The organism is Ancalomicrobiaceae bacterium S20 (genome assembly GCA_040269895.1).
GTDB classification, from domain to species: domain Bacteria; phylum Pseudomonadota; class Alphaproteobacteria; order Rhizobiales; family Ancalomicrobiaceae; genus Methyloraptor; species Methyloraptor flagellatus.
In genome coordinates, this window is record CP158568.1 from 1,602,643 (window position 1) to 1,615,983 (window position 13,341).

11 protein-coding genes are annotated in these 13,341 nt (G+C 69.0%); 10 read left to right on the forward strand and 1 reads right to left on the reverse strand.

Features of this window, described 5'->3' with window-relative positions; all coding sequences use genetic code 11:
• Nucleotides 1-484 precede the first annotated feature (484 nt).
• Nucleotides 485-1,912 carry an FAD-binding oxidoreductase gene (locus ABS361_07485; protein ID XBY46066.1) on the reverse strand — a complete coding sequence of 476 codons (1,428 nt, stop codon included), beginning with the start codon at nucleotides 1,910-1,912 and terminating at the stop codon, nucleotides 485-487.
• A 194-nt stretch (nucleotides 1,913-2,106) separates the two neighbouring features.
• On the opposite strand from ABS361_07485, the gene ABS361_07490 reads away from it, so the two are divergent.
• The 10 genes from ABS361_07490 to xylB all read left to right on the forward strand — a co-directional run bounded on the left by ABS361_07490 (nucleotide 2,107) and on the right by xylB (nucleotide 13,328).
• On the forward strand, nucleotides 2,107-3,126 hold the full coding sequence (locus ABS361_07490) for an alcohol dehydrogenase catalytic domain-containing protein (GenBank protein XBY46067.1): 1,020 nt from the start codon (nucleotides 2,107-2,109) through the stop codon (nucleotides 3,124-3,126).
• A gap of 117 nt (nucleotides 3,127-3,243) precedes the next feature.
• Nucleotides 3,244-4,599 (forward strand): sugar ABC transporter substrate-binding protein, encoded by a 1,356-nt coding sequence (locus tag ABS361_07495; protein XBY46068.1) that lies wholly within the window; start codon nucleotides 3,244-3,246, stop codon nucleotides 4,597-4,599.
• 228 nt (nucleotides 4,600-4,827) lie between these two features.
• Nucleotides 4,828-5,391 (forward strand): SIS domain-containing protein, encoded by a 564-nt coding sequence (locus ABS361_07500; protein ID XBY46069.1) that lies wholly within the window; start codon nucleotides 4,828-4,830, stop codon nucleotides 5,389-5,391.
• A 4-nt stretch (nucleotides 5,392-5,395) separates the two neighbouring features.
• Nucleotides 5,396-6,358 carry a sugar ABC transporter permease gene (locus ABS361_07505; GenBank protein XBY46070.1) on the forward strand — a complete coding sequence of 321 codons (963 nt, stop codon included), beginning with the start codon at nucleotides 5,396-5,398 and terminating at the stop codon, nucleotides 6,356-6,358.
• On the forward strand, nucleotides 6,358-7,182 hold the full coding sequence (locus tag ABS361_07510) for a carbohydrate ABC transporter permease (protein ID XBY46071.1): 825 nt from the start codon (nucleotides 6,358-6,360) through the stop codon (nucleotides 7,180-7,182). Before ABS361_07505 ends, ABS361_07510 begins: the two co-directional genes overlap by 1 nt.
• A 26-nt stretch (nucleotides 7,183-7,208) precedes the next feature.
• Nucleotides 7,209-8,108, forward strand: coding sequence for a TIM barrel protein (locus ABS361_07515; protein ID XBY46072.1), 900 nt, complete (start codon nucleotides 7,209-7,211; stop codon nucleotides 8,106-8,108).
• Between the two features lie 8 nt (nucleotides 8,109-8,116).
• Nucleotides 8,117-9,094, forward strand: a complete 978-nt coding sequence (locus tag ABS361_07520) for a sugar-binding transcriptional regulator (protein XBY46073.1) — start codon at nucleotides 8,117-8,119, stop codon at nucleotides 9,092-9,094.
• 34 nt (nucleotides 9,095-9,128) lie between these two features.
• A complete protein-coding gene (locus ABS361_07525; protein ID XBY46074.1) occupies nucleotides 9,129-10,742 on the forward strand; it encodes an FGGY-family carbohydrate kinase in 1,614 nt (537 codons plus the stop codon).
• Between the two features lie 2 nt (nucleotides 10,743-10,744).
• Complete coding sequence (gene ugpC, locus ABS361_07530; protein XBY46075.1) at nucleotides 10,745-11,830, forward strand: sn-glycerol-3-phosphate ABC transporter ATP-binding protein UgpC; 1,086 nt, start codon at nucleotides 10,745-10,747, stop codon at nucleotides 11,828-11,830.
• A 37-nt stretch (nucleotides 11,831-11,867) separates the two neighbouring features.
• Nucleotides 11,868-13,328 carry a xylulokinase gene (gene xylB / locus ABS361_07535; GenBank protein XBY46076.1) on the forward strand — a complete coding sequence of 487 codons (1,461 nt, stop codon included), beginning with the start codon at nucleotides 11,868-11,870 and terminating at the stop codon, nucleotides 13,326-13,328.
• Nucleotides 13,329-13,341 lie beyond the last annotated feature (13 nt).

The window sequence follows — 13,341 nt, forward strand, 5'->3', positions numbered from 1 at the left end:
GCGGGCGGCCCGCGTGAGGCGGGGCGAAGACCGGCGAGGCCGGAATCAGGTCGGCGACGGTCAGGCCGTTCTCGACCGTCTTGCCCGCCGGCAACGGCAGGTTCGGCGGGGTCGGCAGCAGGCCGGGCGCGGAGGAGACACGGCAGGCGTCGCAGGGGGCATCATGGGCGGCGTGGCCGCCATGACCGGCCGGGGCGCCGGGATGGCCCGAATCGGACGAGCAGATCGCCACGACGGTGCCGTCGGGCAGGGTCAGGGCCGCCTGCACGGCTTCGATTTCGGCGGCGGCTGCGCTGTCGGGGCCGAGGCTGAGCGGACGGTGACCGAAGCCGAGCGCGATCGTCGCGAGCGCGAAGAGCGCCGCGAACCACAGTCGCATCGTTCGGGTCCGGAACCGGATCAGCATCCGCGCACCGTGCCGGCCAAGCTCGCTCCGGTCAATCGGTGGTTTTCCGGGTGCGGCGAATGGGTGGCTGCCGGAGGCTCAGAGCACCTTGCCGGGATTGAGAATGCCGAGCGGATCGAGCGATGCCTTGAGCGTCCGCATCAGGTCGAGACCGACCGGATCCTTCATCTCCGGCAGCAGATCCCGCTTCAGGATGCCGATGCCGTGCTCGGCCGATATCGAGCCGCCGAGCCGGGTCGCGATGGCGTGGACGATCGCGTTCATCGCCTCCCAGCCGGCTATGTAGGCTGCCTTGTCGGCGCCCGGCGGCTGGGAGACGTTGAAATGGATGTTGCCGTCGCCGGCGTGGCCGAAGGCGGCGGGCCGGCAACCGGGCACCAGCGCCTCGACGGCGGCGATCGCCTCGTCGAGGAACGCCGGCATCGCCGCGAGCGGCACCGCGATGTCGTGCTTGATCGAGCCGCCCTCGTGGGCCTGGACCTCGGACATCAGATCGCGGATGCGCCAGAACGCCCTGGCCTGGTCGAGCGAGGCGGCGAGGGCCGCGTCCGTCGCCTCCCCGGCCTCGATGGCCGCGCCGAGGATCGCCTCCATGCGTTCGGCGAGCGCGGCTTCGTCCTGTCCGGTCAGTTCGATCAGCACGTACCAGGGCGCGGTGTCGGCGAGCGGATCGCGGACGCCGGTGCCGTGGCTCAGCACGAATTCGACCGCGCGGCGCATCATCAGCTCGAAGGTGGTCAGCGCACCGCCGGCCTCGCCCCGCGCGCGTTCGAGGATGCGCATCGCGCTCGCCGGATCCGGCACGGCGACGAAGGCGGTCGCGCTGGCGCGCGGCTTCGGGAACAGCTTCAGGACCGCCGCGGTGATCACACCGAGCGTGCCTTCCGAGCCGACGAACAGGTGCTTCAGGTCGTAGCCGGTGTTGTCCTTGCGCAGCCGGCCGAGGCCGTTCCAGATCCGGCCGTCGGCGAGCACGACCTCCAGGCCGAGCACCAGATCGCGGGCGTTGCCATAGGCGAGCACGGCCGTGCCGCCGGCATTGGTGGCGAGATTGCCGCCGATCGTGCAGGAGCCCTCGGCCGCGATCGAGAGCGGGAACAGCCGGTCGACGCCGTCCGCCGCCTCGCGCAGCCGCTGCAGCGTGACGCCGGCCTCGGCGACGATCGTGTCGGTGACGGGATCGACGTCGCGCAGGCGGTCGAGCCGTCCGAGCGACAGCACGATCTGATCGTCGCCGAACGGGATCTGGCCGCCGACGAGGCCGGTGTTGCCGCCCTGCGGCACCACAGGCACGCGCCGTTCGGACGCGAGCCGCATCACCGCCGCCACCTCGGCCGTCGAGCCGGGCCGGACCACCGCGCGCGCCGTGCCGCGATAGAGCCCGCGCCATTCGACCAGATGCGGCGCCATCGCCTGCGGCTCGGTCAGCACATGACGCGTGCCGACGATCGCGGCGAGCGCGTCGATAAGGGCGGTTTCGGGCGAGGACGGCGCGGGCAGGGACATCGGGCGGCTCCCGGTCGGAGGGCGGCGGGCATGATCGCTTATGCCGCGCTGCGATAACAAATGAAAAAATGAAAATCCATATGTTGATTTCGTGGCGAGGCGATTGTATTGGGAATCCCGACGAACACGGGGACGCGTTCCTTGCGGGTCCGGCCACGGCGGACCGTCCGGTACGCGTCGAGGGATCGGATTTCATGAGCCGAGCACTTTTCATCCACGGCCCGAACGACGCGCGCGTGGCGCCCTTCAACCTGCGTGAAGGCCGGCCCGACGAGGTGCTGCTCGACGTCGCCGCCGTGGGTCTCTGCGGCAGCGACCTGCACTACTACAAGGACGGCGGCATCGGCGCGGCGGTGATCAAGGCGCCGTTCGTGCCGGGGCACGAGTTCGGCGGTTTCCTGTGCGAGGATCTGGAGCCGCTCGGCCTGCCCAAGGGCGCGCTCGTCGCGGTCGATCCGAACAAGGCCTGCGGGCACTGCGAATGGTGCCACGAGGGGCATTTCAATCTGTGCCCGAACGTCGAGTTCATCGGCGCGCCGCCGTTCGACGGCGCCATGACGGACCGGATCTGGGTGCCGAAGTCGCAGATCGTGCCGCTGCCGGCGGCGTTCGATCCGCTCGAGGCCGTGATGCTCGAGCCGCTCGGCGTCGCGATCCATGCCGTCGATCTCGCCAAGCCGAAGCTGCTCGAGCGCGTGGCCGTGCTCGGCTGCGGGCCGATCGGCCTCCTGGTGATCCAGGTGCTGAAGGCGGCCGGCGCGGGCGAGATCCTCGCCTGCGATCCGCTCGCCCATCGCCGCGACACGGCGAAGAAAATCGGCGCCGACAAGGTCGGCGCGAGTGTCGCCGAGATCGTCGAATGGTCGGCCGGCGGCTGCCCGCTGACGTTGGAGGCGACCAACTCGCCGGTCGGCTTCCGCGACGCCGTCACCGCGACCCGCATCGGCGGTCGCGTCGTGCTGGTCGGCATTCCGGACGGGGACACCTACACGCTGCCGGCCGCCGACGCGCGCCGCCGCGGCCTCAAGATCAAGTTCGCCCGCCGCATGGGCGAGGTCTATCCGCGCGCCATCGCGCTCGTCGCTGCGGGCAAGGTCGACGTCCGGTCGGTCGTCAGCCACACCGTCGGGCTCGAGGAGGCACCGGCGGTGTTCGCGGCGCTCGCCGTCAACGCGCCCGGTTACATCAAGGCTCTGATCGACCCGCGGGCTTGAGACGCGTTTCGCAGACAGGCGGCTCGCCCGGGCGTCGTTTCGCCGCCCGGATCGGGTCTCCCGAGGAATACCCGGCGCATGGAAAGGCGTCGGTCGAAGAAACGGGAGGAACTTCCAATGAAGAAGTGGCTTTTGGCTTCCTTGAGCGCCTTGGCGATTACCGCCGGCGCGGCCCTGGTCGGCCCGGCTCCGGCCCATGCCGAATGGGCGATCGAAAAGGCGGCGGCGCCCTACAAGGGCACCGAGATCAACGTGATCTTCCTTGATCGGCCGGGCTATCGCGCGGTGATCAAGCTCCTGCCGGAGTTCGAGAAGAAGACCGGCATCAAGGTCAATTACGAGATCGTTCCTTACGAGAACACCCGCGAGAAGCAGGTGCTGAACTTCAACTCGAAGGGCGACCTGACAATGGCGCTCGTCGATCTGGTCTGGATCGGTGAATTCGCCGAGAACGGCTGGATCGAGCCGGTCGAGAAGTTCACCGGTGATGCCTCGATCACCGATCCGAACCTTAACCTCAAGGGCTTCTTCCCGCTGCTCCTCGACGCGTTCGGCTCGTGGGGCGGCAAGGTCTACGGCCTGCCGTTCGACAACTATTCGGGCCTGCTGTTCTACAACCAGTGCATGCTCAAGGCTGCGGGCTTCGACAAGCCGCCGGCGACCTGGGACGAGGTGCTCAACGTCTACGGTCCGAAGCTGACCGATGCGTCGAAGAAGCAGTATGCCTTCGCGCTGCAGTCGCTGCGCGGCGAGACCCAGTCGGCCGACAGCTTCATGCGCGTGCTGTGGCCGTTCGGCGGCTCGCTGCTCGACAAGAATTTCAAGTCGAACCTGCTCTCCAAGGAGAGCCAGGCCGGTCTGAAATTCCGTCAGGATCTCATGAAGTACATGCCGCCGGGCGTGGCGGCGTTCGACCACTCCGAGGCGGTCAACGCGCTCGCCCAGGGTCAGGTCGCGATGATCACCGAGTGGTCGGCCTTCTACGGCACGCTGACCGATCCGAAGACATCGAAGCTCGGCGACTGCCTCGCGGTGGCGCCGGAGCCGGCGGGTCCGGCCGGCCGCTTGCCGGCGCTCGGCGGCTTCTCGCTCGCCGTCGCCTCGCAGGCGACCGAGGCGCAGAAGAAGGCGTCGTGGATCTTCATCCAGTGGGCGACGTCGGAAGACATCGCGCGCGCCTATGTCGAGGCCGGCGGCGTCTCGGGCCGCACCTCGATCTACCAGCAGGCCGACATCAAGGCGAAGTACAAGTTCGTCGAGCCGATGGTCGCCTCTTGGCAAAAGGGCGTGCCGGAGTTCCGTCCGCGCTTCCCGGCCTGGCCGCAGATCTCGGAGATCGTCGCGGAGTTCGGCTCCAAGATGATGCTCGGCGAGGTCTCGACCGAAGAGGGCGCCAAGCAGATCGGCACCCGCATGGAAGAGATCCTGAAGAAGGAAGGCTACTACGACGGCAAGAAGGCGCTGCGTCAGTGACGTGAGCGCCGGGGCGGCGAAGCGGCGTTCCGCGCCGCCGCCCGGCTGTCGAGACCGGCTCCGTTCGGGTGTTCTCCCTCCCGAACGGCGTCGTCCGGCCCCGTCCGCGCCGGGGCCGGGCGACGCTCGGCCGGCACGAGCCTTGATCGCGAAGTCTTCATCCAGAATCCGGCGCTCTCGACCCGCGACGCCGACCGCCTCTCTCGGGGCGATCTCAGGGGACCCGCCATGACGACACTCTACCGCGCCGCGCTCGACGATCTCGCGCGTGTGTTCGACCGCATCGACGAAGCGGCCGTGACCCGGGCCGTCGAGGAGATCGCACGGGCGAAGCGCATCGCGCTCTATGGCGTCGGGCGCGAGGGCTTGCAGATCAAGGGCTTCTGCATGCGCCTGTTCCATCTCGGCCGGCAGGCGGCGATGGTCGGCGACATGACCACGCCGTATCTCGGGACCGGCGATCTCCTGATCGTCTCGGCCGGACCTGGGCATTTCTCGACCGTCGAGGCGTTGATGGGCGTGGCCCGCCGCGACGGCGCGCGCACGCTGGTCGTGACCGCGCAACCGGACGGCGCCTGTCCGAAGGCGGCCGATATCGTGCTGCCGGTGCCGGCGCAGACCATGGCCGACGACATGAACGCCGGGCAGGGCGCGGCGCCGTCGGTGCTGCCGATGGGCTCGCTCTATGAGGGCGCGCAGTACATCCTGTTCGAGGTCATGATCCTCAAGCTGCGCGATCGGCTCGGCGTCACGCCCGAAGCCATGCGCGGCAATCACACCAATCTGGAATGAACCCATGACGGCGTCCGCGGCCTCTTCGCAAGCCTCAGCCTCGCCCGGTTCCGCCTCGCCCGGTCCGGCGCGGCGGCACCATCCCGGCTACGGCCGCTTCACGCCGTTCCTGTTCCTGGCACCGGCGGTGCTGGCGCTGCTCGCGATCGGCATCTATCCGACCATCTTCGCGGTCGTGACGTCGTTCCGGCGCTACAACATCACGCGGCGCGCCGACATGCAGGACGGGTTTCCGTTCGTCGGTCTCGACAACTATCTCTCGGTGCTGCGCGACCAGAGTTTCTGGGACAGCCTGCTGCTAACCGGAAAATTCTATCTGACCGTCGTGCCGCTGCAGATCCTGCTCGGCATCCTGATCGCCCTGATGCTGCACAAGCCGGGCTGGGGATTGCTCCGCGCCGTGACCCGCGTGTCGCTGGTCGTGCCGCTCGCGACGACCTACGCGGTCGTCGGCCTGATCGGCCGTCTGATCTTCAACCGCGACTTCGGCGTCGCCAACCAGTTCATGGGCTGGCTCGGCATCCCGTCGTCCGACTGGCTCGGCAACCAGACCGGCGCCTTCGTCGCGATCGTGATCATGGACATCTGGCAGTGGACCCCGTTCGTGGCGCTGATCTTCCTCGCCGGCCTGTCGATGGTGCCGGTCGAGATCGAGGAGGCGGCGCGGCTCGAGACCAAGAGCCACTGGGCGCTGCTGCGCCATGTCCAGCTGCCCTACATGCTGCCGGGCCTGACCGCCGTGCTGATCCTGCGTTCGGCCGACGTGTTGAAACTGTTCGACATGGTGTTCGTCATGACGCGCGGCGGGCCGGGCGCGGCGACCGACCTGATCTCGATCTACGTCCAGCGCGCCGGCTTCAAGGTGTTCGATCTCGGCGTCGCGTCGGCGCAGGCAATCCTGCTGCTCGCGCTGACCATTCTGCTCAGCCGCATCTATATCCGCATCTTCTATCGGGAGATCGAATGATGAGCCATTCGCGCCTCGGCTCGTTCCTGCACGGCCTCGGTCTCCTGATCGTACTCGCGCTCGCGCTGTTCCCGTTCTACTGGATGGTGACATCCAGCCTGAAGGACCAGACCGAGCTCCTGGCCTCGCCGCCGCACTGGCTGTTCGTGCCGACGCTGGCGAACTATCAGGATATCTTCGCCGACACGAAGGTTACGACTGCGGTCTTGAATTCGCTGATCGTCGCGACGTCGACGACCGCGCTGTCGGTCCTGCTCGGTACGCCGGCGGCCTATGCGCTGGCGCGGTTCGAATTCCGCGGCAAGTCGGACCTGTGGTTCTGGTTCATCTCGAACCGGATGATCAGCCCGATCGTGCTGGCGCTGCCGGTCTATCTCTTGTCGCGGCAGGTCGGGTTGCTCAACACCCACATGGTGCTGATCCTGATCTACCTGACCTTCAACCTGCCGATCGTGGTCTGGATCTGCACCGACCAGTTCCGCTCGATCCCGCGCGATCTGGAACAGTCGGCACGGCTCGAAGGGGCGAACCAGTTCGACATCTTCTGGCGGATCTACCTGCCGCTCGGCCTGCCGGGCGTAGCGGTGTCGGCGATCTTCGCCTTCATCTTCTCGTGGAACGAGCTCCTCTATGCGCTCGTGCTGATCACCAGCCAGGGCCTGAAGACCGCGCCGGTCGTCGCGACCAACTTCATGTCCGGCTACGAGCTGCCGTGGGGAAAGATCATGGCGACCGGCACGGTCATCGTCCTGCCGGTGACCATCTTCGCGCTCCTGGTCAGCCGCCACATGGTGCGCGGCCTGACCATGGGCGCGACCAAGTAACAACAATCGCAAGGGGGAGGGGATCCATGGCCACGCCGTTCGGAGTGAATCTGTCCTTCTGCGTCAAGCGCTGGGTGACGCCGGCGCTTTGGGCGCCGATCGTCGCCGAGGATCTCGGGCTCGATCTCGTACAATTGTCGTTCGACCTGATCGATCCGATGTGGCCGGACGATGTGCTCGACCGAATGGCCGGCGACATCCGCCGCGAGGCCGCAGCGGCCGGCGTGACGGTGCACAGCGCCTTCATCGGGCTCGCGCATTACACCTTCAATCAGATGCTGCATCCGGATCCGGCCGTGCGCGACCTCGCCGAGGCCTGGCTGAAGCGCGCCTACCGTGTGGCCGCGCTGGCCGGCATCACCCGGGTCGGCGGTCCGCTCGGCGCCATCGCCTCGCGCCGCGACGGCCGCGAGGCGGAGAGCATTTCGGAAGCCGACTACGCCGAGTTGATCGTGCGCATGCACCGGCTCGCCGAGGCAGCGAAGGCGGAAGGGCTGACCGAACTCTATGTCGAGCCGACGCCAATGCGGCGGGAATGGCCCTGGACGGTCGCGCAGGCGCAGACAATGGCCTCGGACACGGCCGGAGCGGCCGTGCCGTGGAAATTCTGCGTCGACTGGGGACACGGCACCTTCGAGCCGCTCTATGGCCGCTATCGGGCCGGCATGGCCGACTGGTACGCAGGCCTCGGCGACCGGATCGGCGCGATCCACATCCAGCAGACCGACTTCCAGCTCGACCGGCACTGGGACTTCACCGAGACGGGCGCGGTCGATCCGGTCGCTGCAGTGGCCTTGCAACGGGCGAACGGACTTGAAGACGTGCCCGTCTTCCTGGAGGTTTTCTATCCCTTCGAACGTGACGACGCGTCGATCCTCGACGTGCTCAAGCGGTCGATGGCGATCCTGAAACCCGCTTTCGCCTGAGGTCATCCGTGGACGACACCACCGACGCCCCCGCCGGCCTGCCCGGCCTCTCGGCCGCCGACCTGACCGAGGCGCAGATCCAGGCGCGCGCCTGCTGGTATTACTATGTCGGCGCGATGACGCAGCAGGAGATCGCCGACCGGCTCGGGCTGACGCGGCTCAAGGTCAACAAGATCGTCGGTCAGGCGCGCGCGGACGGGCTCGTCAACATCGAGATCAAGCTGCCGCTCGCCTCCTGCGTGGCACTGGAGGAGCGGCTGAAGGCGCGTTTCGCGCTCGACGACGTCTCGGTCGTGCCGACGCTGCCGGATCCCGACACGCTGCAACAGGTGATCGGCGAGGCGGCCGGCGTGATGCTCGATCCGCTCTTGACCGATGGCGTCGGGCTCGGTGTCGGCTGGGGGCGGACGCTGCGCGCCGCCGTCCGCCGGCTGACGCCCAAGCGCCGCAGCAATTCCTGGGTCACGTCGCTGATGGGCGGGCTGACGCGCGGCTCGGGCACCAACACCTTCGAAGTCTCGACCGAGTTCGCCCGCGTGCTCGGCGCCGAATGCTATTACGTCGCCGCGCCGATCTATCTGCCCTCCGTCGAAAGCCGGTCGACGCTGCTCACCCACTACGGCCTCGCAGAGGTGATGCGCCGGGCGCGCGACGGCGCGGTCGCGCTCGTCTCCTGCGGCGATCTCACCAACCGTTCGCTGCTCGCCTCGACCCATATCGTCACCGAGGCGCTCGACGAGCTCAAGGCGGCCGGCGCGGTCGGCGATCTGCTCGGCACCTTCCTCGACGAATACGGCCGGCCGGTCGCCCATCCGCTCAACGAACGCGTGATGGCGCTGAACCCGCAGGATCTCAAGGCCTATCCGGCCTCGATCCTGGCCTCGGGTGGCGTCAGCAAGGTGCCGGTGATCCGCGGCATTCTCAACGCGCGCTATGTCCGGCGGCTCGTCACCGACGAGGCTGCTGCCGAGGCGCTGCTGGCATGATGCGCGGCCTCAACCTCGATACCGGAGCCCGGCGATGACCCATCTGCTCGCGATCGACGTCGGCACGCTGTCGGCCCGCGCCGGCGTGTTCGATACCGCCGGCACGCTGCTTGCGACCCGCAGCGCCGGCTTTGAACTGATGCGGCCGGCCGAGCACCAGGCGGTCTATCGCATGGACGAGATCTGGGCCGCGATCGTGACCGCCGTGCGCGGCGCGCTCGCCGAAGTGCCGGGCGCGGCCGCCACGATCGCCGGCATCGCGGTCGATGCGACCTCCTCGACCGTGTTCGAGGCGTCCGGCGCGCGGCCGCTCGCCGGCGACGCCGATGTCATCTGCTGGATGGACCACCGCGGCGAGCACGAGGCCGAGGAGATCGCCTCGACCGGTGATCGCTATGTCGACTATGTCGGCGGCACGGTCTCGCCGGAGATGTACCTGCCGAAAATCCTGTGGGTGAAGCGGCACACGCCGGAGGCCTGGGGCCGGGTCACGGCCGTGCGCGACCTCGCCGACGAGATCGCGTTCCGGCTGACCGGCACGGACCGGGCCTCGACCTGCGCGCTCGCCTGCAAGTTCCCGTATCTGCCGAACGATCCGGAGCCGTGGCGGCGCGATCTGCTCGCGCGGCTCGGCGTCGCCGATCTCATCGATCGCGGCGCGCTGGCACACCCGCCCGGCCGGGTCGGCGAGGTGCACGGCCGCGTCTCGGACGAGGCGTCGGCGGCGCTCGGTCTTCCGGCCGGCGTGCCGGTCGCGGTCGGGCTCATCGATGCCGAGGCCGGCGCGCTCGGCGTGCTCGGCCGCGGCTTCCGCGACACGATGAACCGGACGCTGGCACTGATCGGCGGCACCTCGTCCTGCTACATGGCCTGGGCGGCCGACGAACGGCGGATTTCCGGCGTCTGGGGGCCGTTCAAGGACGCGGTGTTCCCGGGCTTCTGGATGCACGAGGCGGGGCAGAGCTTTGCCGGGGCGGCGCTCGATGCCGTGCTGGAGCAGCATCCGGCGAGCCCGTGTCGCGCCGATGGCGGCAAGGCGAGCGCCGAGCTTCACGCCGAGACGATCAGGGACATCCTGGCCTTGCTCGATGCCGAGGGGCCGGCCTTCGCGGCGCGGCGGCACGTCGTGCCGGACTGGCTCGGCAACCGCGCGCCGCTCGGCGATGGCAGCGTGCGCGCGCTCGTCACGGGCGTCGGGCTCGAAGTCACGCGCCGTGCATTCCTCGAGCAGTACTACGCGACCGCTCGCGCACTGGCGCTGCAGGCCCGGCACATTCGCGAGCATCTGAACGGCCACGGCTATGCGATCGACCGCGTCAGCCTGTCGGGCGGGCACAACAAGAACCCGCTCATGGTGCGGCTCTACCGCGACGCGCTCGGCGCGGATCTCGTCATCTCGGAGGCGCCGGAGCCGGTGCTGCTCGGCACCGCGATGGTGGCTGCGGTCGCGGCCGGACTGCACGCCGACCTTTTCGCCGCGCTCGATGCCATGGCGCCGCGCCAGACCGTGCACCGCGCGGATCCGACATGGGTGGCCGCGCATGATGCGGCCTACGCGATCTATCTGAAACTGTTCTCGATCCGCAACGAGATCGAGGCCGACGGCCGCCGCGTGTCCCGCGGCGCGGCCGCGACCGCGGGAGTGTGAGTATGTCGTTCCTTCAGCTCGACAACGTCGTGAAGCGCTATGGCGCGGCCTCGGTGGTGCACGGCGTCAGCCTCCAGGCGGAGAAAGGCGAGTTCGTCGTCTTTGTCGGCCCGTCCGGCTGCGGCAAGTCGACATTGCTGCGCATGATCGCCGGCCTCGAGGAGGTCACGGAGGGCGACGTCTCGATCGACGGCCGCGTCGTCACCGGCGTCGCGCCGGCCGACCGCGAAGTGTCGATGGTGTTCCAGTCCTACGCGCTCTATCCACACATGAGCGTCTACGAGAACATCGCCTTCGGCCTCAAAATGGCGAAGATGCCGAAGGACCAGATCCGCGCCCGCGTCGACGAGGCGGCGCGCATCCTGCAGATCGGGCCGCTGCTCGATCGAAAGCCACGCCAGCTCTCCGGCGGCCAGCGCCAGCGCGTCGCCATCGGCCGCGCCATCGTGCGGCATCCGAAGCTGTTCCTGTTCGACGAGCCCTTGTCGAACCTCGACGCCGAGCTGCGCACGCAGATGCGCGTCGAGATCGCCAAGCTGCACCGCGACCTCGGCGTGACGATGATCTACGTCACCCACGATCAGGTCGAGGCGATGACGCTCGCCGACCGCATCGTGGTGCTGCGCGGCGGCCTGATCGAGCAGGTCGGCTCGCCGGCCGCGCTGTACGACAATCCGGCGAACAAGTTCGTCGCCGGCTTCATCGGCTCGCCGAAGATGAACTTCATCGAGGCGCGGGTCGAGGCGGCAGGCGCTGCCTCGGTGACGCTCGCGCATCCGGCCTTCGTCGATGGCCGGCTCACGGTCGAGCGGCCGCTCGCGCGGGCTGTGAAGCCGGGCGACGCGGTCTCGGTCGGTCTCAGGCCGGACAATCTGGTGATCGGCGACAGCCGTCCGGTGTTGAACCTCACGGCCGATTTCACCGAGAACCTCGGCGGCCAGAGCCAGATCTACGCGACCGCGCCGGAGGCACCCTCGATCGCCATCGTCGCCAATGGCCGGCCGGCGATCGCGCGCGGCGACGCGCTGCGCGTCGGCCTCGGCGAGGGCCGCGTCTATCTGTTCGACGCGGAGGGCCTGGCGCTCTAAACCTGTCGGCAGCGAATAAGAATATCAGGGGAGACGCATGAGCCATCTCGGCATCGACATCGGCACATCGTCGGTGAAGGCCGTCCTGCTGGACGAGAACCAGACGCTGGTCGCCGAGGGTTCGGCGGCGCTCGCGGTCGACCGGCCGCGGCCGCTCTGGTCCGAGCAGGATCCCGAAGCCTGGTGGACAGCGACCGAAGCCGCGGTCGCCGCCGTGCGCGCCGCGGCCCCGAAGGCCTGGGGCGCACTCGCTTCGATCGGTCTCTCCGGCCAGCAGCATGGCGCGACGCTGCTCGATGCCGAGGGACGGGTGCTCCGGCCCTGCATCCTGTGGAACGATGGCCGTTCAGGCGCGGAATGCCGCGAACTGACCGAGCGCGTGCCCGACTTCACCAAGCGCGCATCGAACATCGCCATGCCCGGTTTCACCGCGCCGAAGCTCTTGTGGGTCGCCAAGCACGAGCCGGAGATCTTCGCGAAAACCGCCATGGTGCTGCTGCCGAAGGATCATGTCCGCTACCGGCTCTCGGGCGACACCGTCTCCGAGATGTCGGACAGCGCCGGAACGCTCTGGCTCGACGTCGCCGGCCGGCGCTGGGACGCGACCCTGCTCGACGCCTGCGGTCTCAGCGAACGGCAGATGCCGCGGCTGGTCGAGGGGTCCGAGGTCTCGGCGCTCTTGTCCGAGACGGTCGCGGCGAGCTGGGGCCTGTCGGGCCGGCGGATCCCGATTGCGGGCGGGGGCGGCGACAACGCCTGTTCGGCCGTCGGCATCGGCGCGACGCGCGGCGGGGACGGTTTCCTGTCGCTCGGCACGTCGGGCGTGATCTTTGTGGCGACCGACCACCCGGTCGCGCTGCCGGAGCGCACGCTGCACGCCTTCTGCCACGCGCTGCCGAAGCGCTGGCACGGCATGGCGGTGGCGCTGTCGGCCGCCTCGGCGCTGTCGTGGATCGCGGGAATCGTCGGCGCATCCGGCGATATCGGCGGCTTGCTGGCGCGCGCGGAAGCCTTCGTCGCCGATCCGGTGCGCCGGGCGCATGCGCCGGTGTTCCTGCCCTATCTGACCGGCGAGCGCACGCCGCACAACGATCCGCATGCGACCGCCGGTTTCGCGGGCCTCACGGCCGAGCACGGCGCGGAGGCCATGGCCTATGCGGTCATCGAGGGCGTGTCCTTCGCGCTCGCCGACTGTCTCGACGTGCTGGTTGCGGGCAATGCCGCGCCGACCTCGTGCATGCTGGTCGGCGGCGGCTCGCGCAGTGCCTTCTGGGCGCAGCTTCTGGCCGACGCGACCGGGTTGACGCTCGACGTGCCGCAGGGCTCCGAACTGGGCGCCGCCTTCGGCGCCGCGCGCCTCGGCATGCTGGCGGCCGGCGGCACCGAGGATGCGGTCTGCACCAAGCCGCCGATCAAGCGCAGCTTCGCGCCGGATGCCGGGCAGAAGGACCTGCTCGCCGAGCGGTCGGCGCGGATGCGGGCGCTCTATCGGGCCTGAACGCGCGGTCGGC

Coding starts and splice junctions, on each gene's coding strand:
- ABS361_07485 (XBY46066.1), bottom strand. CDS start 1,912: ATGTCCCTGCCCGCGCCGTCCTCGCCCGAAACCGCCCTTATCGACGCG.
- ABS361_07490 (XBY46067.1), top strand. CDS start 2,107: ATGAGCCGAGCACTTTTCATCCACGGCCCGAACGACGCGCGCGTGGCG.
- ABS361_07495 (XBY46068.1), top strand. CDS start 3,244: ATGAAGAAGTGGCTTTTGGCTTCCTTGAGCGCCTTGGCGATTACCGCC.
- ABS361_07500 (XBY46069.1), top strand. CDS start 4,828: ATGACGACACTCTACCGCGCCGCGCTCGACGATCTCGCGCGTGTGTTC.
- ABS361_07505 (XBY46070.1), top strand. CDS start 5,396: ATGACGGCGTCCGCGGCCTCTTCGCAAGCCTCAGCCTCGCCCGGTTCC.
- ABS361_07510 (XBY46071.1), top strand. CDS start 6,358: ATGAGCCATTCGCGCCTCGGCTCGTTCCTGCACGGCCTCGGTCTCCTG.
- ABS361_07515 (XBY46072.1), top strand. CDS start 7,209: ATGGCCACGCCGTTCGGAGTGAATCTGTCCTTCTGCGTCAAGCGCTGG.
- ABS361_07525 (XBY46074.1), top strand. CDS start 9,129: ATGACCCATCTGCTCGCGATCGACGTCGGCACGCTGTCGGCCCGCGCC.
- ugpC (XBY46075.1), top strand. CDS start 10,745: ATGTCGTTCCTTCAGCTCGACAACGTCGTGAAGCGCTATGGCGCGGCC.
- xylB (XBY46076.1), top strand. CDS start 11,868: ATGAGCCATCTCGGCATCGACATCGGCACATCGTCGGTGAAGGCCGTC.